Raw genomic sequence first — 21581 nt, forward strand, 5'->3', positions numbered from 1 at the left:
GAGATCGATCATGTCTATCCTGGACAAACACGGCATTATCGAGCGTAACGCCACCTTGCTTCTGGTCGGATCGTTGGCGGTCGTCTCGATTGGCGGCATCGTCGAAATCGCGCCGCTTTTCTATCTGGAGAACACCATCGAGAAGGTCGAGGGCATGCGGCCTTACTCGCCGCTCGAGCTTGCGGGTCGCAACATCTACATTCGCGAAGGCTGCTATGTCTGCCACAGCCAGATGATCCGGCCCTTCCGCGATGAGGTGGAGCGTTACGGTCATTACAGCCTTGCGGCGGAAAGCATGTACGACCATCCATTCCAGTGGGGCTCCAAAAGAACCGGGCCGGATCTCGCCCGCGTGGGCGACCGCTATTCGAATGAATGGCACGTCCAGCACCTGACGGCGCCGCGCTCCGTGGTGCCTGAATCGGTCATGCCGAGCTACGCCTTCCTGAAGACGACGCCATTGCAGATCACCAATGTTGCGATGGAGCTGAAGGCAAACCGCACGGTCGGCGTGCCTTATAGTGACGAGATGCTACAGTACGCCGAAGCCGACATGAAGGCGCAGGCCGATCCCAATGCCGATACGACGGGTCTGGAGGCGCGTTACCCCAAGGCGAAGATCGGCGATTTCGATGGCGACCCGACGAAGCTGACTGAAATGGACGCTCTTGTCGCTTATCTGCAGATGCTCGGCACGCTGGTCGATTTCTCGACTTATGACGATGCAGCCGGCTATCGATAGGGGGAGATGCGATGGAAACCTATACCGCCATGCGCCACTTCGCTGATAGCTGGGGCCTGCTCGTCATGACGCTCTTCTTCCTCTGCGTCGTCATCTTCACCTTGCGTCCCGGCGGCGGTAAGACCGCCAAGGACGCCGCCAATATTCCTCTCAAGGAGGACTGATAGCATGTCGGATAAACACATAGACAAGGTCAGCGGCGTCGAAACCACCGGCCATGAGTGGGATGGCATCCGTGAGTTGAACAACCCCATGCCCCGCTGGTGGGTGTGGACTTTCTACGCCACCATCGTCTGGGCCATCGGTTACACCATTGCCTTTCCCGCCTGGCCCCTGATCAGCGGAGCAACGCACGGCGTTCTCGGCTGGAGCAGCCGGGCCAGCGTGGCGACCGAAATGGCCGATGCCAAGGCAGCCCAGAACACCTATCTGGAGAAGATCGCATCCTCGTCGCTGGAGGACATTCAGACCAACAGCGAACTGATGCAATTTGCTGTCGCGGGAGGTGCTGCAGCCTTCAAGGTCAATTGCGTCCAGTGCCATGGCTCCGGTGCGGAAGGCGGCAACGGCTATCCCAATCTCAACGATGACGACTGGCTTTGGGGTGGCAAGGCCGAAGACATCTATACAACGATCACCCATGGGATCCGTTTTACCGAGGACTCAGAAACACGTATCTCGGAGATGCCAGCCTTCGATGACGTTTTGAAGAGCGAGGAAATCCGGGCGGTTGCGGCTTATGTCGTTAGCCTCACCGGGACGCCGCATGATCCAGCGCTCATCGAGCCCGGCAAGCAGATCTTTGCCGACAATTGCGCTTCTTGCCATGGTGCGGATGCCAAGGGCAACCGCGATATGGGTGCTCCCAATCTTGCCGATGCGATCTGGCTGAAGGCACGTGGCGAGGAGGGCATCGTCGCTCAAATTCGCACACCTAAGCACGGTGTCATGCCGGCCTGGGGCGAGCGCCTAGGTGATACGACTGTCAAGCAACTCGCGCTCTTCGTCCATTCGCTTGGTGGTGGTGAATAGATGAAGTCAAGATGGAGGGGGCGCGCGATGCGGCCCCTCTCTCTCTATTGATCGGACCAGACCGCAAGTTCGTAGCCGTCTTTGTCTTCGAAGTGGAACCTCCGTCCACCGGGAAAGTTGAATATCGGCACCGTAATTCTTCCGCCGGCATCCTCAACGCGTGTTCGCGCAGCCTCGATATCATCGGCAAAAAGAATAATGAGCGCACCGCCTTTAGCATTCACAGGCGCCGTGGTGGTGAAGCCGCCTGTGAGACGGCCATCCGAAAACTCGCAATAGGCAGCACCATAATCTTTGAAGGTCCATCCAAATACTTTACCGTAAAAGGCCTTCGAGACCTCGATATCGCCGACGTTGAACTCGATGTAGTCGATCCTGTTGTTGCAGCTGCTCATACGGTTCCTTCGCTCTTTTCAAGAATGTATTTCAACATTTTCAGATCGGCCATGACGGCGGCTGCATCACGCTCATGATCCGCATCGGTCGTGCCAGGCAATCTCAGGACGGTAAACGTTACTTCCGCCCCGTCACCATTTGGTGTCACCCGTAGCGCGTTATAGACATCAATGCCATCTGGAAGCGTGACCACGTGGTCGACGACGCCGAGGTCGTTTGGTTTAGCGAAGTGAACTCGGACGTCGCCCAAAGGACCAGAGGCGATCCAGTCCTCACCGTCCTGCCTCAGCCCGCTTGCCAAACCTGCGGCCCACAGCGGCATTTTCTGTATGTACGAGATAAAGGCATAAACATCCCGCCATGGCCGGTCGATCGTCGTGTAGACGATCCGTGAAATCATCGTCGCCATCCTACCTCTCCAATCGACAGTGCCTGCGCCACTTTGTCCCTGCTTGACCTAAGTCAAGGATGATGAACCCTCGAAATGCCAAAACGCAAGGACAGAAACGGACCTTGCGATCATGAACCTTTATACCGCCGGCAACACCGGGAATGGCTCTGAGCCAGTCGAGAGGCTGAATGCCGAGCCGGTCAATTCTGCCAAGAACAGAAAGCCGCTCTACGAAGCGCGCAAGAAGATTTTTCCCAAGCGGGCAGAGGGAAAGTTCCGCCGGTTCAAGTGGATCGTCATGCTGATCACGCTCGGCATCTATTATCTGACTCCATGGATCCGTTGGGATCGAGGACCTTATGCACCGGATCAAGCCGTGCTCATCGATATCGGCAGCAGACGGTTCTACTTCCTCTTTATCGAAATTTGGCCACAGGAATTCTACTACGTCGCGGGGCTGCTGGTCATGGCAGGTTTCGGGCTGTTCCTGCTTACCTCGGCTGTCGGTCGCGCCTGGTGCGGCTATACGTGTCCGCAGACGGTCTGGGTCGATCTCTTTCTGGTTGTCGAGCGCGCGATAGAAGGCGACCGAAACGCGCGAATGAAGCTCGATGCCGCGCCTTGGAGCGCCCAGAAGCTCGGCAAACGTGTTTCCAAACATCTGATCTGGCTGGTTATCGGTGTGCTGACAGGTGGGGCGTGGATATTCTATTTCGCAGATGCCCCAACGCTCCTCAAGCAGTTCGTGACGGGTCAAGCGCCGATGGTCGCCTACTACACCGCGGCGATCTTGACGGCCACGACCTATGTCTTCGGCGGATTGATGCGCGAACAGGTCTGCACGTACATGTGCCCCTGGCCCCGTATCCAAGGCGCGATGCTGGACGAGTATTCGCTCGTGGTGACCTATAATGACTGGCGCGGCGAACCGCGTTCGCGCCACGCCAAGAAAGTGCTTGCTGCCGGTGAGCCTGTGGGGGACTGCGTGGACTGCAATGCGTGCGTTGCCGTCTGTCCCATGGGAATCGATATTCGCGATGGTCAGCAGTTGGAATGCATTACCTGTGCGCTCTGCATCGACTCATGCGACGGTGTCATGGACAAGGTGGGCAAGCCGCGTGGCCTGATCGCTTACGCCACGCTACAGGAATATGATGCAAACATGGCGCTTGCGACCGGCGGAGGTGCGCATGCCATTCGCCCCGGTGCCGTCCGCAACCATGACGGCAGCTTTGTCAATTCTATCCGCCATTTCGACTGGCGCATCATTTTCCGCCCGCGCACGATCTTCTACATGACTGTCTGGTGTCTCGTCGGTGTCGTGATGCTAGTCACACTTGCAACACGCGAACGCCTTGCGGTCAACGTTATCCATGACCGCAATCCGCAATATGTGCTGGAATCGGATGGTTCCATCCGAAACGGCTATACCGTGCGGCTTCTCAACATGATCGCCCAGCCACGCACCATCACGCTGTCGCTGGAGGGGTTGCCCGGTGCGGTGATGAAGGTCAACGGCCTTTCAGACGACGCTGCGCGCAGCTTCGATATCAAGGTCAAGCCGGATGAGGTGACGAGTCTGAAGCTCTTCGTCACCATGCCCGCCGGTGATGAAAAGTCCGCTATCGCCTTCAACTTCATCGCAACAGATGCCGAAAATGCAGAGAGCGCCAATTACAGAGCTGTCTTCAACGCGCAAGGAGCCAGAAAATGAATACAGACAGACAGGAAAAGCCGGGCTTCGTCTTCACCGGCTGGCACATGCTCACCGTCATGGTGCTATTCTTTGGCACGGTGATTGCCGTCAATGTCACCATGGCGTGGAATGCGGTTTCCAGCTGGAGCGGCCTTGTGGCGCAGAACACCTATGTCGCCAGCCAGCAGTTCAACCGCAAGGCGGAAGCTGCCAAGGCGCGTAAGGCAAGCGGAATCGTGGGTCGTCTTGAACTGCAGGGGGAAGAGATCGCTTACGAGGTGACCCATCCTATAAAAGGACCGGTCGATACGGACTCGGTGACGCTGAATTTCCGTCGCCCAGTTGGAGAGAAGCAGGACTTTTCGCTCGTGCTGGAGAAGCAGTCCTCGAACCGGTTTTCAGCCCACCACCAGCTCGCAGCGGGTGATTGGATCGTCGAGGCTGTTGCCGTCAAGGATGGTAATATCATCGTTCATGAAGGCAGCCGGATCGATATCCCCGGAGGTGTGAGATGAGCTGCTGCGCTCCTGGAGCAGAAGGCACTCTCGACCAGGCCGGATTGCGAAACACATTACCGTCGTCCGAGGAGATGATGCTGGCAAGTCGCAGTCTGGGGCATGGACTGCGGCAGATCGATCTGTCCGTGCCAGGCGTCCATTGCGGCACCTGCATCACCATGATCGAGACCACCTTGAAAAAAATGCCTGAGGTGGAGCGAGCACGCGTCAATCTGTCTTCGAAACGGGTTTGTATCGTTTGGCGGGAAGAGACGGGCACCGTTCGGACAGATCCCGGTGATCTTGCAAAAGCCATCGCCTCGACGGGATATGAAGCGCATCTGGTTGGGAGCGCTGAAGACGCATCGGACGCCTTGAGAAACCAGTTGATTCGTGCCGTGGGTCTTACCGGATTTGCCGCAGCCAATATCATGCTGCTGTCGGTATCGGTCTGGTCGGGTGCGGATGCCGCAACTCGGGATATGTTTCACTGGATATCCGCGCTGATTGCAGCGCCCGCTCTGATCTATGGTGGCCGGTTCTTCTACCACTCCGCTTATAATGCGTTGCGGCATAGACGCACCAACATGGATGTGCCGATTGCCCTGGCGATTACGCTCTCGTATGCTGTGTCCCTGTGGGAAACCATGCAGAGCGGTAGTCACGCCTGGTTCGATGCTACTGTCTCTCTTCTGTTCTTTCTACTGATTGGCCGTACGCTCGATCATGTTATGCGCGATCGCGCTCGGTCGGCCGTTGCCGGTCTGGCAAGGCTTTCGCCACGCGGCGCGATGGTGATCCTGGCTGACGACACGCTTGAATATCGCCCGGTTGCCGAACTGGTGCCAGGTGACGTCGTATTGGTGACCGCAGGTGAGAGAGTGCCGGTGGACGGAGTGATCGTAACCGGTAGCAGCGATATCGACATGTCCATAGTCAACGGCGAAAGCGCAGCCAGGATCGTCCACCCCGGCGATAATATCCAGGCGGGTACGTTGAACCTCACCGGGCCCCTGACGCTAAAGGCAACGGCACTTGCACGTGACTCCTTCCTTGCGGAAATCATCGGCCTGATGGAAGCTGCCGAAGGGGGCAGGGCGCGCTACCGCCGTCTGGCAGACCGCGCTGCGCAATATTATTCGCCAGTCGTCCACCTTCTCGCCCTGGTGTCTTTCGTCGCGTGGGGCGTATTGGGCGGAGATTGGAAACAGGCGATGTTGATCGCCATCGCCGTTCTCATCATCACCTGCCCATGCGCACTCGGCCTGGCTGTTCCCGTTGTGCAGGTGGTGGCAGCAGGTGAACTGTTCAAGAATGGCATCATGGTCAAGGACGGTTCGGCCATGGAGCGGCTGGCCGAGGCGGACACCGTGCTTTTCGACAAGACAGGCACTCTGACACTCGGTCGGCCCCGTCTGATCAATGGCATGGAGATTTCGCAAGAGGCTTTGCGGATTGCAGCCGGGCTCGCGGCCAATTCCCGTCATCCCCTGTCTCGAGCGCTTTACGCATCTGTAAGCGGTGCTCTGCCGGTTTTCCTCGATACTCGGGAAGTGCCGGGGTGCGGGGTCGAGGCGAAAATGGAGCGAGGTTTTTACCGGCTCGGCAGCAGACGCTTTTGCTGTCCAGCAAGTTCAAACCAGGCGACTGCCGATGCATCGTCGGAAGTCGTATTGTCGCTGAACGGTGACGAACTTGCCTGCTTCCGCTTCGAGGATCGAATAAGGCCCGGCACCGCTCAGACCGTTACGGCCTTGTCACGCCTGGGGGTGGACCCGGAGATCGTTTCTGGAGACAGGCCAGCCGCCGTGAATGTTCTGGCAAAAAAGCTTGGGATCGAGCGCTGGCATGGCGGCCTTACCCCTGTCGACAAGGCGCGTCGTTGTGAAGAACTGGCCGCCGCAGATCGAAAGGTTCTGATGGTGGGAGACGGGATTAACGACGCCCCGGCGCTTGCCGCGGCGCATGTTTCAATCGCTCCGGCATCGGCGGCGGACATCGGGCGCCAGGCAGCCGACTTCGTCTTCCTGCGCGAGGATCTGCGTTCGATAGTCTTTGCTGTGGACGTATCGCGCCGGGCAGGGCGGCTGATACGGCAGAACTTCGCGCTCGCGATCGGCTACAACATCATTGCCGTCCCAATCGCGCTCGCAGGTCTTGCGACACCGATGATCGCGGCGATTGCCATGTCGACATCGTCGATCATTGTCGTGACGAACGCGTTACGCCTCAGCGGATTTGAACGAAGAACGGCCCGCAAAATCCCTGCGAATGATACCGATCTGTCCATGACAAAAGGGGCCCAGACCGCATGAACATGCTCGCTTATCTCATTCCAGTGGCGTTGTTTCTGGGCGGCCTTGGTCTGTTCGCCTTCCTTTGGTCACTAAAAAGCGGCCAGTATGAGGATATGGACGGCTCTGCCTGGCGGGCGCTGGAAGATGGCGATGATAAACCTCTGGCCTGACGTTTGCACTTTACCCAATGCGAATAAAGCACTTCGACGGCGCAACCAGCGTCATCAAAATTTAACCGTTTAAATCCGCTGTCGCCTTGCCGTTTGCAGGTTAGAGTGCCAAAACAGGCGCCATCAAATGCAAAATGGAGACAGATCCGTGGAACAGGCAGAAATCGGTTTGATCGGTCTTGGCGTTATGGGTTCGAACCTGGCGCTCAACATCGCGGAAAAAGGCAACAAGATTGCCGTTTTCAACCGGACCCCGGAAGCAACGAAGAAGTTCTATGCGGAAGCAGGCGATTTGCAGGGGCAGATCATCCCTTGTGAAACTATCGAGGACTTCGTTGCCGCCATTCGCCCGCCACGCCCGATCATCATCATGATCAAGGCTGGTGAACCTGTCGATCAGCAGATGGAAATTCTTAAACCCTATCTCGAGAACGGCGACATCATGATCGATGCGGGCAACGCCAATTTCCGCGATACGATCCGCCGTTTCGACAATCTCAAGGATAGTGGCCTGACCTTCATCGGTATGGGTGTTTCCGGTGGAGAAGAAGGAGCACGTCATGGTCCGTCGATCATGGTTGGCGGCACCGAGGAAAGCTGGAAGCGCGTCGAAAAGGTGTTGACGTCCATTTCTGCCAAATACAACGATGATCCGTGCGTGGCGTGGCTCGGCAATGACGGCGCCGGTCACTTCGTCAAGACGATCCACAACGGCATCGAATATGCCGATATGCAGATGATTGCTGAAATATATGGCATCTTGCGGGACGGCCTGAAGCTCAGTGCCGGTGAAATTGCTGACGTCTTTGGCAAGTGGAACAAGGGCCGCTTGAACTCCTACCTGATTGAAATCACGGAGAAGGTGCTGCGCGCCGCCGATCCTATTAGCGGCAAGCCGATGGTTGATCTGATCCTCGACAAGGCAGGACAGAAGGGCACCGGTAAGTGGTCTGTCATCGAAGCACAGAATATGGGCGTCGCCGCGACAGCAATCGAAGCCGCGGTTGCCGCGCGTATCCTGTCTTCCCAGAAGGCTGAGCGCGAATCTGCAGAGAAAATCTTCGGCCTTCCGAAGGCTCTTGCCGCACCGGCGGACAAGCAAGCCTTCATCGACGATCTCGAAAATGCGCTTCTCGCCGCCAAGATCGGCGCTTATGCACAGGGCTTTGCCGTGATGGCCGCAGCCTCCAAGGAGTTCGGCTGGAACCTGCCCATGCCGACCATCGCTCGCATCTGGCGCGCTGGCTGCATCATCCGCTCGCAGTTCCTGGATGAGATCACATCCGCCTTCACCAAGGATCCGCATGTCGCAAACCTGATCGTCACGCCAGCTTTCTCCAAGATGGTTCAAGACACGGATGCGCCACTTCGCCACGTCGTCTCGCATGCGATCCTGTCTGGACTACCGGTTCCGGCTCTCGCATCGGCGCTTGGCTACTTCGATGCCTATCGCCGTGGCCGTGGCACGGCAAACCTCATCCAGGCGCAGCGCGACTTTTTTGGCGCGCATGGCTTCGAGCGTACGGACGGTGTGGATAAGCCTCACGGTCCATGGGGCAGCGGTCTCGATATCTTTGCAAAATAAAACGACAAGGCCCGCTGAAGCGGGCCTTTTTTTCCGGTCTTGCATATGTCGTAGATCTGTTTATGTGGCGCGCGAGCGTCTCTGTTTAAAACAGAAACGCTCCAGAGATTTCAGTGGGCTGCCTTGCCCTGGCTGGCTGTCAGCATTCTCGACGCACTGATCACGAGTTTGCGCTCCGCACGTTCCTGTTGCGGTGTGCGATTGTAGATTTCGCGATAACATTTGGAGAAGTGCGAGGCAGAGACGAAACCGCAGGCAACCGCGACTTCGACCACCGGCATGGCTGACTGCACCAGAAGATGACGTGCTCGATCAAGCCTGATCTCGAGGTAGTAGCGTGCAGGAGAGCGGCCCATCTCCTGACGGAAAAGCCGTTCTACCTGCCTGCGCGAAAGATCGGCGTCCTCAGCAATGTCGAGAAGGGAAAGCGGCTCGGAGAGGTTGCTTTCCATAAGTTCGATGATTGATAGAACTTTGTCGTTTTGGACGCCGAGACGGGCGCGAAGCGGCAGACGCTGGCGATCGTGAGGATTGCGCACGCGATCGGTCAGCTGTTGCTCGCAGACCCGGTTGACGAGATTGTCGCCGAAATCCTGCCCGATCAGGTTGAGCATCATATCCAGGGAAGCCGTACCACCGGCACAGGTATAGATGTTGCCGTCGATCTCATAGAGATCTGCATAGACCTCCACCTGCGGGAAGGCTTCCGAGAAGCCAGGAAGATTCTCCCAGTGGATCGCACAGCGCTTGCCATTCAGCAGTCCCGCCTGGGCAAGCACATGTGCGCCCGTACAGAGGCTGCCAACGGCAATTCCGCGATTGTTGACCTCACGCAACCAGGCGTTTACCGACTTGTTGACATATTGGTCGATATCAATCCCGGAACAGACCAGAACCATGCTCGGGCGGTTCTCGCCGCTGATGCACTTGCGCTCATCGGCAAGAGAGGTGTTTGCTTCAAGAGCGATCCCGCTGGACGAAATGACTTTCTGCCCATCGAGAGAGGCCAAGCGCCACTCATAGGCATCGTAACCCAGCATACGATTGGCGATACGCAACGTTTCCACTGCCGCCGTAAAAGGCAACATCGTGAACTGGGGAACCATGAAAAATACAATTGAACGCTTCTTGGGAGTTTTGCTCATTATGACCATGCTCCATTTTGCGGAATAACAATTTCTTGCTTGGAAAAGCGTCTAGTTATGTTCCTGGTGCGACATCTTGATGGATGGGTACGACATCTACAGGTCCATGTCAAAAAAACATGTCGCGAGGTGAGGTTGACAAAAGCCAATATCTGGTTTGCGACATGCGAGCCCACGATGTTTTGCATTTTATTAATATTGTTTTCAAATTTGTCCCGCATGCTTTCACCCTGGTCGCCCAATTGCGCGTTCTGTCGACAAAGATGGGACGGCGGAGGTGGAATTGCCGCCGTTCTTGGGTGCCACAGCAGGTAACGGCCTAGCCAAAAGCTGACCGTTTAAGCTTAAAGCGGAGTATTGCGTATGCAGGAAGCTGGCCTGACAGTATTGGTCGTTGAGGACGAACCCATTATTCGATTTGCGCTCGTAGATGCCTTGGAAGAAAAGGGCTACTGCGTGCTGGAGGCTTCCAACGTTTTGGAAGCCGTCGGCATCATCGGCAAGGTGGAGCATATCGCGGCTGTGGTCACAGATATCGATATGCCCGGTGGACTGACCGGACTTGATCTTGTTGAAATTCTCGACAAATCACAGCACCAGATCGCAGTGGTGGTCACCTCAGGAGGGCATGGCCCTGACGGGCTGACACTTCCAGCAGACGCGCGCTTTTTCAGTAAGCCCTATCATTTCGACGACATCCTCTTCGCCCTACGCTCGTCCATTGCCGCCAAGGTAAAACTTATGAAAAAGCGGCGCGGGTTTCGTCTCGTTCGTGCCTGAGCAAAACTGCGCAAAGCTGTTGCACGACGCTGCTTCTTTTTGCTGTGCGTCGGGTCCTCGCAAGCATGAGCCAAGAGTAGGGAACTACCGGCCAGTCGGGCTCGCGAACCTAATGATAGGCAAAAAAAGAAGCCGGAGCGGTGCTCCGACTTCTGCGATGGCTTACAAGATCAGGTCGATCAGGCCGCGCGCAGCAGTATCAAGCTGCGACCCTCCATCGTATAGGTCTGCGAATTGGCGATCTGATTGCCATGGACCGCTGGATCGGCCGTCGTCAACTCCGTGGTCCACCCATGCTCTACTTCCGGAAGCTTGAACTCGACATCGCCATCATGCGGGTTGAACAGGATAAGCACATCGTTCCACTCCTCGCTATCGGACGACTTTTCGCGGCTGAGCCGCAGACCAAGTGTCGTGCTGCCAGGATCTTCCCAATGTTCCGGCTTCTGCTCACCGCCGCCAGGGTTCAGCCATGTCACGCGAGTGCCGTCATGCCAGCTGTCACGGCGAAGGACTGAATGCGACTGGCGCAATTCTATGAGGCGGCGAGTAAAGTGACGGAGGGTGTCGGCGCTTTCCGGCAGCCCTTCCCAATGCACCCAGCTCAGATCGCTGTCCTGGCAATAGCCGTTGTTGTTCCCCATTTGGCTGCGCCCGAATTCATCGCCGGCAAGGATCATCGGTGTGCCATGGGACAGGAGAAGCGTTGCCAGAAAATTGCGTTTCTGGCGATCACGCACAGCGTTGATACCTTCGTCGTCCGTCGGACCTTCGACGCCGTAGTTGAAACTGCGGTTGTCGCTGTGACCGTCCTTGTTGTCTTCGCCGTTCGCCTCATTGTGCTTCTCATTGTAAGAAACGAGGTCGTTCAAAGTGAAGCCGTCATGAGCGGTAATGAAGTTGACGCTGGCCCAGGTCTTGCGTCCGCGCAGGTCATAGACATCGCCTGAACCGAGTACGCGCGCAGCGAAGTCACCCGCCGTGCCATCCTCATCCTTCCAATATTCGCGCACAGTGTCTCGGTACTTGTCGTTCCATTCTGCCCAGCCGGGAGGGAAGCCGCCGACCTGGTAACCGCCAGGCCCGATATCCCAAGGCTCGCCAACGAGCTTCAGGCGCGACAGAACTGGGTCTTGGCCCACCGCATCGAAGAAACCGCTCCTTTGATCGAAGCCTTCTGGTTCACGACCGAGAATGGTGCCGAGGTCGAAGCGAAATCCGTCGACATGCATGTCTTCGGCCCAGTAACGGAGAGAGTCGGTCACAAGCTGAAGAACGCGCGGATGAGATGTATTGACCGTGTTTCCGGTGCCAGTGTCGTTGATGTAGTAGCGCGGCTGGTCGGGCAGGGTACGGTAATAGGAGAAGTTGTCTATGCCTTTGAAGGACAGGGTCGGGCCGAGTTCGTTTCCTTCCGCGGTGTGGTTATAGACGACATCGAGAATGACCTCGATATTGGCGTCATGAAAGGCACGCACCATATCGCGAAAGCCAGCCATCGCACGTGGGCCGTAATAGCGGGAAGCCGGCGCAAAGAAGGCGAGCGAGTTGTAACCCCAGAAGTTCTTCAGACCCTTATCCAGAAGATGGGAATCATCAGGGAAATAATGAATCGGCAGTAGTTCGATCGACGTGATGCCCAGGCTTTTGATGTAGTCGACGACGTCCTTGTGACCGAGGCCCTCATAGGTCCCCTTCAACTCTTCAGGCAGAGCGGGATGCAGCTTGGTGAAACCCTTCACATGGGTTTCGTAAAAGATGGTCTTCGACCACGGAATACTGGGCCGGTTATCGCCGCTCCAGTCATAGTCTTTGGGGTCGATCACGCGGCACTTTGGCATCTTGGATGCGCTGTCGGCCTCGTTGAAGGACATATCTTTGTCTTCGCTGTTAAGGTCGTAGCCGAATTGCTCCTGACCCCATTCAATCTCGCCGACAACTTCCCGCGCGTAAGGATCGACCAGCAACTTGTTCGGATTGAAACGATGACCGTTTTCCGGATCGTAAGGCCCATATACCCTGTAGCCATACAAGGCGCCGGGCTTCAAGCCTGGGATATAGCCGTGCCAGATTTCGTTGGTGAATTCAGGCAGCGTAATGCGCTCGATTTCAGTGTTTCCAGTGTCATCGAAAAGGCAGAGTTCGACCCTTTCGGCGCAGGCACTGAAAAGTGCGAAGTTTACGCCTTCGCCATCGAAATTGGCGCCCAGGCGAGTAAAGTCGCCGGGCCGAATGCTGGAGCCAAACTGGGGCATGGATTTCCTCATGATGAAGTGACATGGGGAAACTGACGTCTTGCGCCTTTGTTCCGCGCTGCAAAAAAATGGCCCGCGGGAACATCCGGCGAGCCACTCATTGCTTTGTATGTGTGCTGTTTAAGCGGTTACTGCTCAACGGCGGATGGTGTCGTTCACGGGCCATCCAATGTCCTTCAATGTATCCATGGGCAAGCTTTCGAGGACGCGACGGTTTTGCCTTTGCCGCCATGATGCGTGAAGACGAAACGCAAGTTCTGTAAGGCGTAAGAGCCATTGAGGAGAGCGCAGGCGAAGCGAACTGCCGCTTTCCTCGTGCTGGATTATCATCGTCATTTCAATACTCCTTTGTTTCAGTGTCGGTGACAGAACAGCTATGCGCACCGACGAGTCATCAATCAATTGAATGGCAGTGATGCTACTCATGATATTTTGTGTTGCGATATTCAGATGGGCAGGTGGGTTCGGCTCTGCTTGATGAACAGAATGGCGTTGGCTTGACATTCAATCAAACGAAATGATATCGATATTTCATTCAGAAAAATTGACGGACACGGTCATGACTGTTTCATTTCGCCAGCCGCTTCCCTTGCTTGACAATGACATTCTGCGAACATTCGTGGCGATTGCAGAGACGGGCAATTTCTCGACCGCGGCGGAAGCCGTGTTCCGCACGCCATCCGCCGTGTCAATGCAGATCAAGAAACTTGAGGAGCAGTTGAAGACCACGCTTTTTTTGCGTGACGCTCGATCTGTCACGCTGACGGCCCATGGCGAAACCCTGCTGACCTATGCAAGACGAATGATTGCGCTGTCGAACGAGGCCGTATCTCGGTTCGTCATGCCCGAGTTATCTGGTGTGGTGAGGCTGGGCGCGCCTGACGATCTTGGCCAGCGTGGCCTCTTGCCTGGCATTTTGAAGCGCTTTGCCGAAGCCTTTCCAGGAATCATGGTCGATGTCACGATCGATTCCAGTTCTCAGCTATATAAGCGCGTGGATGAGCAACGGCTCGATCTGGCGCTGGTAAATTGCGCTTCACATCCGCTGAGAGACACGGGTGAGGTTTTAATGCGCGAAAGATTGGTTTGGGCGGGAGCAAAATGTGGAACCGCACATCTCCGAGAGCCTTTGCCGATTTCTATATGGGAGGATGGTTGCATCTGGCGATCCGAGGCGATCAACGCATTGGAAAAGCGTAGCCGACCCTATCGCGTCGCATATTTGAGTGGCCACACCCTTGCCCAGAGAGCGGCAATCGAAGCCGATCTCGCGATTGCTCCATTGCCACGGTCCTACATCCAGAACGATATGATCGTCCTGGGCGAGAAGGAAGGGTTGCCACCGCTTGGCAGCTTTGACATTCGCCTGATCATGACCGACAAGGTGTCGCGTCCGATCCAGGCGGTCGCCGACAGCATTCGCAATGCCTTTCGCGATGTTGCGCAGGCAGCGCCCGCCGCTTAAGTCCGTGAAGGTTTCGCGCTCACGTTTTTTTGAAAATGGCTGGAACTGCTTTTGCATCGCGGCGTTGATCATCCGTCTAGCATGACGCCTGCACCGTGCAGGCCTTAGGGGAGTATATCAATATGACGACACGTGCTTTTGCAACCGTTGCTGCTATTCTTGTTACGGTCGCGACCTTGAGTTCTTGTGGCAACACCATCCGCGGTATGGGCCGCGATACGGCAAACGCCGTGGATGCGACGCAGGATGCTGGACGCCGAGTGGATCACGCAGCGCGCCGTTGATATCGCAATCAAGGCGAGCTTACAAAGCCGACGATCGCTCGTCGGCTTTTTCATTTATGGTTCAGGCAGCTTTCTTGGCGAGCTTCGAACCTGCGCCTTTTGTGCCGGCAGCCTTCACCGATTTCGCCGATATGGCCTTAGGTGGGACGAGGCTGAGGATCTCGACGGCAAGAGCTTGGGCATTCTCGCACGCCTTATCCAGATTGCTGACCCGTTCAGGGTCCATCATATGCGGAGCACCGCCAGTGACGAACATGTCGCGATAGGCAGCGCGTTCGACGAGCGGCATATTCAACACTCGCACCATCCTCTCGGCCAGCAATGTTTTAACCGCCTGCATTGATCGTGTGGTGATGATTGGACTGATACGCGTGAGAATCACTGAATGCGGAATGCGGATGTCGCACTGGTCGGCGAGGTCCTTCAGGAGACCAAGCACCTGGGCTCCACCCACTGCATCCATCGCACAGCCCTGAACCGGAATGAAAACGTGGTTGGCAAAACCGATCGCCTTCGCCAAAACGGGCGATTGTCCGCCAGGCAGATCGATCAGAATATAGCCACCGCGTTTCTTGCTGTCCTTGATGTGGCTTTCGATTGTGTCGTCAGTCACGTCGGAAATCACGGACAGATTCTTCTGAGGCTTGGTGAGACCGTGCCACCTCGATGCCCATCTCTGTGGGTCGGCATCCAGAAGTGTGACGCGGTGTCCCTGCCGCGCTAGCTCGCTGGCGATGATCACGGCAGCCGTTGTTTTTCCTGCGCCGCCTTTGGTATTTGCAAACGTAATGATTGGCATTGTCTGAACCCCTGATGATATGTTCGAGCCTTATCATCGCCCTTAATAAATACCCGCACCGTCATGAGGCGGGACGCATTTGTTGTCTGATTGTAATGATGCGGCCTCAATTCAGACGGAAAGACTGTCTGGAAAGATTCTGTCTGTTCGTTTTTTCCTGCAGCGCTTTTAGCGCCCCAGCAATAGAAACGACGATTCTGTACTTGCGCCAAGGGGAAACATGCGCCGCTTTGTAATATATTTTTTGTCGTTATTTTTTGCTTCTGAGGTAAACGGTACCGAATTACCGAGCTACTGCCAGCGAATCGACCATGCCGGGGCTGCCTATACAGTCTGCAGTTTCGATCCGCGGAAGTCCGATATAAGGATCTACAGTCGTGACGAGGTAAGCGCTGCATCCTATGGCAGCTTCGCCGCGCTTTCTTCAGCCCTATGGCGTCAGCACCGCTTCATGGTCTTTGGGATGAATGGCGGAATGTATCACAACGATATGTCTCCGGTCGGTCTGTTCATCGAGAACGGGACTGAGAAAACGCGGATCAGCACCAGTGGCGGATGGGGAAACTTTCACATGCAGCCCAATGGAGTATTCTTCATCACCGATGGCGAGGCAGGCGTTGCCGAAACCAGCGCTTATCTCAACACCGATCTCCGGCCCCAATTTGCAACGCAGTCAGGTCCGATGCTGGTGATAGACGGTAAGCTCCATCCGCGTTTTCTTCCCGACAGCGACAGCTTTAAGCGACGCAATGGGGTAGGAGTCTCACCTGATGGTATCGTGCATTTCGTCATATCGGAAAAGCCGGTGCGCTTTTACGACTTTGCCACTTTGTTTCGAGACAGGCTGAACACGCCAAATGCACTTTATCTCGACGGCACTATTTCGAGCGTCACCATTCCAGCCATTGGAAGAAGAGACGATCTTTTTCCAATGGGACCGATCATCGCTGTCGTGGATCGCGTGCCGGATTTATAGCGGTGCTTTGGGGTAAGCCTTTTCCAGCCCGCCAGACTTTGCTACGCCAGCCCTGAAAGACGCATAAGCGGGATGCTGGCTGCTCTTGGCAATTTCATGCAAACGAATCTGAAGCCGGGCAGGGGCGTTTCCTCCAAACCACTTGCCGCATTTTTCCAGCTTGAGAGCGTTGAGGAAACGCGACTGGGTTTCCCGGTCGAGAAAAATCAACAGCCCTTCAAGAAGGGCTTCGTCCTGAGTCGGATTTTCCAGAAGCAGTGTCAGCCACGCCTGGTCTTCTGCTCCAAGCGTTGCGATCTTCGAGGCGACTGTTTCTCGATCCGGAAAGGTTGACGACGCGCTCTGCATGATTCCCCGCTCTGATTTAAGTATCAATTTCGGTAAGCTACAGACCGGCGTATTTCAAGCTGTCCATACCGTTCGCGGAAGTATGCTTGAGGGAAGAAGCCACATAATGTCTTACGCTATTTACACTTTGGACCGAATTGAGACATCGTCCTCAAACGCTGCTGGAAGAGCGTATTGGTAAGCGATTGTTTTTTCTTAGACCTATGCACTCAACGTATGGCAGCTTACCGGATTCGCCTTGGTTTAGCCTTTTTTTGCAATTGCCTTCGTCACACATTTTTAATAAATGGTAGCGCAACGGGACGCGCTGCAAAAGCCACCGTAGAGTGAACACGCTGGAGTAATCATGGAAGAAACCGCTCAGAAATCTTGCTGGGGCGTTACGTTGCGCGCGCTTGCAGGCTTTGCCGCATTTCTCGCATTGACCTATCTTTTCGGTACGCCATAAGCATCTCACTTTTTAAAAAGTTTTTTTACAGAACAGCGTGGACTCTCCCAAGAGCCGCGCTGTTTTCTTTTGGCGATGGCAGAATGTTGCCATAGCGCTTCCGACACAGTTTTGGCCGCTTTTCGGTATGGTTCGTGGCGCGAGGTTCCGATAGACTCGCGCCAATAGGTCTATACATAGGGCATACCAGAATGTTTCTCTCCGTCTTCGACGTGTTCAAAATCGGCATCGGCCCTTCCAGTTCTCACACGATGGGGCCCATGTCGGCCGCCAATCGGTTTCTCGATCTGATATTGTCTGATGACTGGCCGCGTCCTTCCGGCGCAACGATCTCGGCGATCAAGGTCAGCCTGCATGGCTCGCTTGCTTTCACCGGCATTGGCCACGGTTCGGGCAGGGCGGTCGTGCTGGGTCTGACGGGTGAAAAACCCGATCAGGTCGATCCGGACGCCATGGATGGTATCATTGCCGAAGTCGAGCGCGAAGGTCGCGTTACGCCGCCTGGCCATCCGTCCTACGCTTTTCGGCCAGACGAGGATCTGATCTTCGATAAGAAAAACCCGCTTCCCGGCCACGCCAATGGCATGACGTTTTCCGCCTATGACAATCAGGGCCGGATGCTGTTGAAGCGCATCTACTACTCCGTGGGCGGCGGTTTTGTGGTGACCGACACAGAACTCGAGGCTGCGCGTCAGCGCGGCAAGACCGTCGATAACGGCCCCAAGGTGCCATATCCCTTTTCCACGGCGAAAGAGATGCTGGATATGGCAGCGCGCTCGGGCCGCACCATTGCTCAGATGAAGCGCGCCAACGAAGAAACGGTAATGAGCCGCGAAACCTTGAACATGCGCCTGGACCAGATCTGGGAGGCCATGAATGGTTGCATTGAACGTGGATTGAAGGGCGAGGGCATTATGCCGGGCGGGCTCAAGGTTCGCCGCCGGGCGCGCTCCATTCACGACAAGCTCAATGCTGAATGGCGCAGCAACAGGCTGAACCCGGTTCTCGCCAATGACTGGCTGAGCGTCTACGCGATGGCGGTCAATGAGGAAAACGCTGTGGGCGGTCGTGTCGTCACGGCGCCGACCAATGGCGCAGCCGGCGTCGTGCCTGCGACTGTACGCTACTTTCGCCATTTCCACGAGGATGCTTCCGTAGAGGACATTCGTGACTTTCTCCTCACGGCAGCAGCAATCGGCGGCATTATCAAGCACAACGCATCGATTTCGGGCGCAGAAGTTGGTTGCCAGGGTGAAGTCGGTTCCGCCGCCGCAATGGCAGCCGCGGGCCTTGCAGCCGTTATGGGGGGCTCTCCTGCCCAGGTTGAGAACGCTGCGGAAATCGCGCTCGAACATCACCTCGGTATGACGTGCGATCCGGTGGCCGGGCTGGTGCAGGTTCCCTGCATTGAGCGAAATGCGCTAGGCGCGGTGAAGGCTGTCACGGCTGCGTCTCTCGCCCTCAAGGGCGATGGCGAACACTTCGTTCCGCTCGACGCCTGTATCGAGACGATGCGTCAGACCGGCAACGACATGAGCGAGAAGTACAAGGAAACCTCGACCGGTGGCCTTGCGGTCAATGTCGTGGAATGTTGACGTTAGCATTGTCATCTTTTTGACGGGCGCTTGACGCGTCCGTCGAAACGGCATTGATAGGCGGCATGGCTCTACATCTGATTAAACTTTGCGTCGGCGCGGACTCTATCGATGATCTTCGCGAATGGGTATCTCAGCGCTCCCTTACCGCAATCGCGGCTGGACTTGAGCCGCACAGCGTCCACACCACGCGCATGATCCCTAAACGGGTTGAAGAGTTGTTGGAAGAAGGCTCTCTCTATTGGGTGATCAAGGGGCAGGTACAGGCGCGCCAGAAGCTTCTTGATATTCGCTCCTTCACAGGCGCAGACGGAATTACGCGATGCGATCTCATTCTCGGGCCGGAAGTGATCGAGACCTCGCCGGCGCCGAAGCGGCCCTTTCAGGGATGGCGCTATCTCAAGGATGAGGAAGCGCCGCGTGATCTTGCGGGCAGTGATCTTTCACAAGATCTTCCCTCGGACTTGCGGCGTGAACTCGCCGAACTCGGGCTTCTCTAGGGTGAAAACGAAAAGCCGGCTCCGGGGGCAACGGAGCCGGCTTTTGGCACGATCGACACGGGGTGAGGCGATCGGCCATGAACCTCTGTCATCGCTGCATCATCAGTTGTTGATGCCTGCAACAGCACTAACGTTGCGGCCATCCTGAACTTTGACCCAACGGCCTGGATTGGAGGAGTCCTGGCGCTTGAGATACGTGTACTCCGTCTCGGACCAGTCCATGACCTTGTTGCGCAGATTGTCGAGAATGAAATCGCCACGATCGGTCCGGACGGTCAGCACGGCATGGCCTGAACCATTTGGTTGCAATACCACGGTGATCAGCAGATTGGATGCCGCGATGCCTTTGCTCATCAGCATCTTGCGCTTCAGCAGCACGAAATCCTCGCAGTCTCCGGCTGTTGTGGGATAAGCCCACCGCTCTTCGACGCCGTAGATTTCCATGTCCGTTGCAGGCGTAATCGTCGTGTTGACGGTATAGTTTACGTCCAGAATTGTTTTCCAGGCCTCTTCCGTCAGCTTCATCGGGCCCATGTCGGCGGAGGTCGGCTTACATTCGCTCTGGTAGGTCTGGCAGAATTCATAATGCCCAATGGGCGGGTTGGCTTTACCAATGATCCGCATTGCAGCTCCTGGAGACGCTTCTGCCTGTGGGGCAAATGCGCCAATCGTCAGTGCTAATACGGTCAGTCCCAAACGGCTGTATTTTTTCATATCTTGTCTCCCCGTTGTGAGGAAGACAATGCCAGCGACACTTTGATCGCACGCAAAAAACGGCGCTCAAATTCGAGCTTAAATTGAGCAAAAACAAAGGCTTATTTGATGCGTTTTTGAGGCTGTTTTGATTTAAATTTTAGCTTTTCTGTTAGTTCAATAATTTGGAGCGGCGAGGAAACCACCCGTTTTCTCGGAGGCTGGGGCCGAGTCAGGGTTAATACGAAAGGCAAAATAAGAGCCTGAGAGATGGTTTTGCGATGAGTGACACTCATAGTTAACCATGAAAATATGACTCTCTAGTGGAGAGATTGATATAAATTCATTCAGAAGTTGTACTTAAGAAGAGATTTTGTGAGAATTTTTGTACGTTTTCTCCGGAATTTTTTTTGAGAATCCCGTTTTGAAGCAGTTGTCGAGGCAGGGGGGGCGCCTTCCACGAGTGGCGCGTGATCCGAATGCGCCATGATTATGCGCAGGCGGGTCCGGACATGAGGCATGTCGCGAGGAATCAAAAAACCGGCGAACAGTCGTCGCCGGTCGTAAAACGTTGATCGTGAGGATGTGTTAGAGAAACTCGATCAGCGCGTCTCGAGACTGGATGCTATCGAACTCGATCGCCACACCTTCCATGAAGTGGCGGACAATGCGGCCACCCATCGTTCCCAGCCGCACGGTCGTACCGATTGCAGGGCGATTTTCAATCTCGATTGCGGCACCCGAAAGGGAAAGGTCAATGATGCGGCAGGAAACGGTGTTGCCGTCATTCAGCAACAAGCTGGCGTTGGGGTGGCGGGGTGTAAGACGGTCGTGACGTCTGTCTTCTGGCAGGCCAAGAGACTGGCGCTTGGCGATCCATGCCAATTGCGCTGCAAGCTTTTCTCGCTTCCGTTCCGTCGCCGCTATGGCGATGCAGAATCCGTCGGGCGTGAGTTGCGTAACCTTGCCTTCTACGCGTCCGATATGCTGCAGGTAAATGATGATCCGGTCATTGCGGCTCGGCCTGGCAAAGCAGGTCAGTCTGGCGCTTCCTGCGGTCATTTCGGTCGCGGTGCAATCATACTCCTCCTCATTTGGAAGCATCAAGCGTCCAGGCAGACCGACGCTCACCGGCGGTTCGGCGACGTCGACTGGTTTTGGGGAGTAAGTATGAGCTAAATTTGAAAACATGGCCTGCGCTATGTTGCATGAGTGGAAGAATAGCTCTGTGTACTATGCGCGGGTTAACAGACAGTTGTGTTGTACAGCAATATCGGGGCGTTATAGCCACGGCTGATCGGCAAAATTCAGGATCGACTGTATCGTTTTGATCCACAACTGTTCTGTCACGGGAAAGACTTCGGAAGCAGGCAGACTTTATCTGCGGATTAATCCCGCATCACCAGCAACCATTGCACTGCGGCAAGGATTATCAACCGGGTCTGGTCGACCGTGCCACACCCGCTTTTATTTGAGTTAGGGTTCCT

23 protein-coding genes are annotated in these 21581 nt (G+C 55.7%); 14 read left to right on the forward strand and 9 right to left on the reverse strand.

Translation table 11 applies throughout. The features are described 5' to 3' along the window. Positions 1–10 precede the first annotated feature (10 nt). Genes ccoO through ccoP form a run of 3 tightly spaced genes read left to right on the forward strand, consistent with a single transcriptional unit; the run spans position 11 to position 1774 of the window. Positions 11–742 (forward strand): cytochrome-c oxidase, cbb3-type subunit II, encoded by a 732-nt coding sequence (ccoO, locus tag QZ869_RS10220; RefSeq protein ID WP_296018346.1) that lies wholly within the window; start codon positions 11–13, stop codon positions 740–742. An 11-nt stretch (positions 743–753) separates the two neighbouring features. Beyond that, the gene (locus QZ869_RS10225; RefSeq protein WP_296018344.1) at positions 754–906 is read left to right on the forward strand and encodes a cbb3-type cytochrome c oxidase subunit 3; all 153 of its coding nucleotides are present in this window, start codon (positions 754–756) and stop codon (positions 904–906) included. A 4-nt stretch (positions 907–910) separates the two neighbouring features. Then, positions 911–1774, forward strand: a complete 864-nt coding sequence (gene ccoP / locus QZ869_RS10230; RefSeq protein WP_296104349.1) for a cytochrome-c oxidase, cbb3-type subunit III — start codon at positions 911–913, stop codon at positions 1772–1774. Between the two features lie 44 nt (positions 1775–1818). Here the strand turns inward: ccoP and QZ869_RS10235 are convergent, their stop codons facing one another. Further along, positions 1819–2169, reverse strand: coding sequence for a VOC family protein (locus tag QZ869_RS10235; RefSeq protein WP_296104351.1), 351 nt, complete (start codon positions 2167–2169; stop codon positions 1819–1821). After that, positions 2166–2579, reverse strand: coding sequence for an SRPBCC family protein (locus QZ869_RS10240; RefSeq protein WP_296104355.1), 414 nt, complete (start codon positions 2577–2579; stop codon positions 2166–2168). Before QZ869_RS10240 ends, QZ869_RS10235 begins: the two co-directional genes overlap by 4 nt. 112 nt (positions 2580–2691) lie before the next feature. On the opposite strand from QZ869_RS10240, the gene ccoG reads away from it, so the two are divergent. The 5 genes from ccoG (at position 2692) to gndA (ending at position 8806) form a co-directional block, all read left to right on the forward strand. Beyond that, positions 2692–4275: a cytochrome c oxidase accessory protein CcoG gene (gene ccoG / locus QZ869_RS10245; RefSeq protein WP_296104357.1), complete on the forward strand. Its 1584-nt coding sequence runs from the start codon at positions 2692–2694 to the stop codon at positions 4273–4275. Then, a complete protein-coding gene (locus QZ869_RS10250) occupies positions 4272–4772 on the forward strand; it encodes a FixH family protein (RefSeq protein ID WP_296104359.1) in 501 nt (166 codons plus the stop codon). Before ccoG ends, QZ869_RS10250 begins: the two co-directional genes overlap by 4 nt. Then, positions 4769–7069 carry a cation-translocating P-type ATPase gene (locus QZ869_RS10255; protein WP_296104361.1) on the forward strand — a complete coding sequence of 767 codons (2301 nt, stop codon included), beginning with the start codon at positions 4769–4771 and terminating at the stop codon, positions 7067–7069. The genes QZ869_RS10250 and QZ869_RS10255 overlap by 4 nt, the downstream gene beginning before the upstream one ends. Beyond that, positions 7066–7221 (forward strand): cbb3-type cytochrome oxidase assembly protein CcoS, encoded by a 156-nt coding sequence (ccoS, locus tag QZ869_RS10260; protein WP_296036656.1) that lies wholly within the window; start codon positions 7066–7068, stop codon positions 7219–7221. The genes QZ869_RS10255 and ccoS overlap by 4 nt, the downstream gene beginning before the upstream one ends. Positions 7222–7369: 148 nt before the next feature. Continuing rightward, positions 7370–8806 (forward strand): NADP-dependent phosphogluconate dehydrogenase, encoded by a 1437-nt coding sequence (gndA, locus tag QZ869_RS10265; RefSeq protein WP_296104364.1) that lies wholly within the window; start codon positions 7370–7372, stop codon positions 8804–8806. 110 nt (positions 8807–8916) lie between these two features. On the opposite strand, the gene QZ869_RS10270 is transcribed toward gndA, so the two are convergent. After that, a complete protein-coding gene (locus tag QZ869_RS10270) occupies positions 8917–9951 on the reverse strand; it encodes a GlxA family transcriptional regulator (RefSeq protein ID WP_296018327.1) in 1035 nt (344 codons plus the stop codon). Positions 9952–10314: 363 nt separating this feature from the next. On the opposite strand from QZ869_RS10270, the gene QZ869_RS10275 reads away from it, so the two are divergent. Then, entirely contained in the window at positions 10315–10731 is a 417-nt protein-coding gene (locus QZ869_RS10275; protein WP_296018325.1) for a response regulator, read from the forward strand. Positions 10732–10910: 179 nt separating this feature from the next. Here the strand turns inward: QZ869_RS10275 and glgX are convergent, their stop codons facing one another. Together glgX and QZ869_RS10285 are read right to left on the reverse strand one after the other, a co-directional pair. Beyond that, on the reverse strand, positions 10911–12986 hold the full coding sequence (glgX, locus tag QZ869_RS10280; RefSeq protein ID WP_296104367.1) for a glycogen debranching protein GlgX: 2076 nt from the start codon (positions 12984–12986) through the stop codon (positions 10911–10913). A gap of 135 nt (positions 12987–13121) precedes the next feature. After that, the gene (locus tag QZ869_RS10285) at positions 13122–13322 is read right to left on the reverse strand and encodes a hypothetical protein (protein ID WP_296018320.1); all 201 of its coding nucleotides are present in this window, start codon (positions 13320–13322) and stop codon (positions 13122–13124) included. Positions 13323–13503: 181 nt separating this feature from the next. On the opposite strand from QZ869_RS10285, the gene QZ869_RS10290 reads away from it, so the two are divergent. Beyond that, complete coding sequence (locus tag QZ869_RS10290) at positions 13504–14451, forward strand: LysR family transcriptional regulator (protein WP_296104370.1); 948 nt, start codon at positions 13504–13506, stop codon at positions 14449–14451. A gap of 122 nt (positions 14452–14573) precedes the next feature. Further along, entirely contained in the window at positions 14574–14735 is a 162-nt protein-coding gene (locus tag QZ869_RS10295; RefSeq protein WP_296018316.1) for an entericidin, read from the forward strand. 61 nt (positions 14736–14796) lie between these two features. On the opposite strand, the gene QZ869_RS10300 is transcribed toward QZ869_RS10295, so the two are convergent. Beyond that, complete coding sequence (locus tag QZ869_RS10300) at positions 14797–15534, reverse strand: ParA family protein (protein WP_296104373.1); 738 nt, start codon at positions 15532–15534, stop codon at positions 14797–14799. 220 nt (positions 15535–15754) lie between these two features. Here QZ869_RS10300 and QZ869_RS10305 point away from each other — a divergent pair, with 220 nt between their 5' ends. Beyond that, positions 15755–16510: a phosphodiester glycosidase family protein gene (locus QZ869_RS10305; RefSeq protein WP_296036644.1), complete on the forward strand. Its 756-nt coding sequence runs from the start codon at positions 15755–15757 to the stop codon at positions 16508–16510. On the opposite strand, the gene QZ869_RS10310 is transcribed toward QZ869_RS10305, so the two are convergent. Next, positions 16505–16858, reverse strand: a complete 354-nt coding sequence (locus QZ869_RS10310; RefSeq protein WP_296036641.1) for a hypothetical protein — start codon at positions 16856–16858, stop codon at positions 16505–16507. The two genes, QZ869_RS10305 and QZ869_RS10310, sit on opposite strands and share 6 nt — an antisense overlap. 639 nt (positions 16859–17497) lie before the next feature. Here QZ869_RS10310 and QZ869_RS10315 point away from each other — a divergent pair. Both QZ869_RS10315 and QZ869_RS10320 read left to right on the forward strand, forming a co-directional pair. Next, positions 17498–18901, forward strand: coding sequence for an L-serine ammonia-lyase (locus QZ869_RS10315; RefSeq protein WP_296104376.1), 1404 nt, complete (start codon positions 17498–17500; stop codon positions 18899–18901). Between the two features lie 65 nt (positions 18902–18966). Further along, positions 18967–19401, forward strand: coding sequence for a DUF1489 family protein (locus tag QZ869_RS10320; RefSeq protein WP_296016485.1), 435 nt, complete (start codon positions 18967–18969; stop codon positions 19399–19401). A 102-nt stretch (positions 19402–19503) separates the two neighbouring features. Here QZ869_RS10320 and QZ869_RS10325 read toward each other — a convergent pair whose 3' ends face one another. Beyond that, a complete protein-coding gene (locus tag QZ869_RS10325; RefSeq protein WP_296016481.1) occupies positions 19504–20115 on the reverse strand; it encodes a transglutaminase-like cysteine peptidase in 612 nt (203 codons plus the stop codon). A 567-nt stretch (positions 20116–20682) separates the two neighbouring features. After that, positions 20683–21285, reverse strand: coding sequence for a PilZ domain-containing protein (locus QZ869_RS10330; RefSeq protein ID WP_296016479.1), 603 nt, complete (start codon positions 21283–21285; stop codon positions 20683–20685). Positions 21286–21581: the final 296 nt, after the last annotated feature.

Source organism: uncultured Agrobacterium sp., assembly GCF_913777885.1.
In the GTDB taxonomy this organism is placed as follows: Bacteria; Pseudomonadota; Alphaproteobacteria; order Rhizobiales; family Rhizobiaceae; genus Agrobacterium.

Excerpts from the sequence above, each read along its gene's own strand:
- QZ869_RS10235 (WP_296104351.1), bottom strand. The coding sequence starts at position 2,169 with ATGAGCAGCTGCAACAACAGGATCGACTACATCGAGTTCAACGTCGGC.
- ccoS (WP_296036656.1), top strand. The coding sequence starts at position 7,066 with ATGAACATGCTCGCTTATCTCATTCCAGTGGCGTTGTTTCTGGGCGGC.
- glgX (WP_296104367.1), bottom strand. The coding sequence starts at position 12,986 with ATGCCCCAGTTTGGCTCCAGCATTCGGCCCGGCGACTTTACTCGCCTG.
- QZ869_RS10310 (WP_296036641.1), bottom strand. The coding sequence starts at position 16,858 with ATGCAGAGCGCGTCGTCAACCTTTCCGGATCGAGAAACAGTCGCCTCG.
- QZ869_RS10270 (WP_296018327.1), bottom strand. The coding sequence starts at position 9,951 with ATGAGCAAAACTCCCAAGAAGCGTTCAATTGTATTTTTCATGGTTCCC.
- QZ869_RS10295 (WP_296018316.1), top strand. The coding sequence starts at position 14,574 with ATGACGACACGTGCTTTTGCAACCGTTGCTGCTATTCTTGTTACGGTC.
- QZ869_RS10255 (WP_296104361.1), top strand. The coding sequence starts at position 4,769 with ATGAGCTGCTGCGCTCCTGGAGCAGAAGGCACTCTCGACCAGGCCGGA.
- QZ869_RS10275 (WP_296018325.1), top strand. The coding sequence starts at position 10,315 with ATGCAGGAAGCTGGCCTGACAGTATTGGTCGTTGAGGACGAACCCATT.
- QZ869_RS10330 (WP_296016479.1), bottom strand. The coding sequence starts at position 21,285 with ATGTTTTCAAATTTAGCTCATACTTACTCCCCAAAACCAGTCGACGTC.
- ccoG (WP_296104357.1), top strand. The coding sequence starts at position 2,692 with ATGAACCTTTATACCGCCGGCAACACCGGGAATGGCTCTGAGCCAGTC.
- QZ869_RS10240 (WP_296104355.1), bottom strand. The coding sequence starts at position 2,579 with ATGGCGACGATGATTTCACGGATCGTCTACACGACGATCGACCGGCCA.
- QZ869_RS10325 (WP_296016481.1), bottom strand. The coding sequence starts at position 20,115 with ATGAAAAAATACAGCCGTTTGGGACTGACCGTATTAGCACTGACGATT.
- QZ869_RS10225 (WP_296018344.1), top strand. The coding sequence starts at position 754 with ATGGAAACCTATACCGCCATGCGCCACTTCGCTGATAGCTGGGGCCTG.
- QZ869_RS10305 (WP_296036644.1), top strand. The coding sequence starts at position 15,755 with ATGCGCCGCTTTGTAATATATTTTTTGTCGTTATTTTTTGCTTCTGAG.
- ccoP (WP_296104349.1), top strand. The coding sequence starts at position 911 with ATGTCGGATAAACACATAGACAAGGTCAGCGGCGTCGAAACCACCGGC.
- ccoO (WP_296018346.1), top strand. The coding sequence starts at position 11 with ATGTCTATCCTGGACAAACACGGCATTATCGAGCGTAACGCCACCTTG.
- QZ869_RS10250 (WP_296104359.1), top strand. The coding sequence starts at position 4,272 with ATGAATACAGACAGACAGGAAAAGCCGGGCTTCGTCTTCACCGGCTGG.
- QZ869_RS10320 (WP_296016485.1), top strand. The coding sequence starts at position 18,967 with ATGGCTCTACATCTGATTAAACTTTGCGTCGGCGCGGACTCTATCGAT.
- QZ869_RS10285 (WP_296018320.1), bottom strand. The coding sequence starts at position 13,322 with ATGACGATGATAATCCAGCACGAGGAAAGCGGCAGTTCGCTTCGCCTG.
- QZ869_RS10315 (WP_296104376.1), top strand. The coding sequence starts at position 17,498 with ATGTTTCTCTCCGTCTTCGACGTGTTCAAAATCGGCATCGGCCCTTCC.
- QZ869_RS10290 (WP_296104370.1), top strand. The coding sequence starts at position 13,504 with ATGATATCGATATTTCATTCAGAAAAATTGACGGACACGGTCATGACT.
- QZ869_RS10300 (WP_296104373.1), bottom strand. The coding sequence starts at position 15,534 with ATGCCAATCATTACGTTTGCAAATACCAAAGGCGGCGCAGGAAAAACA.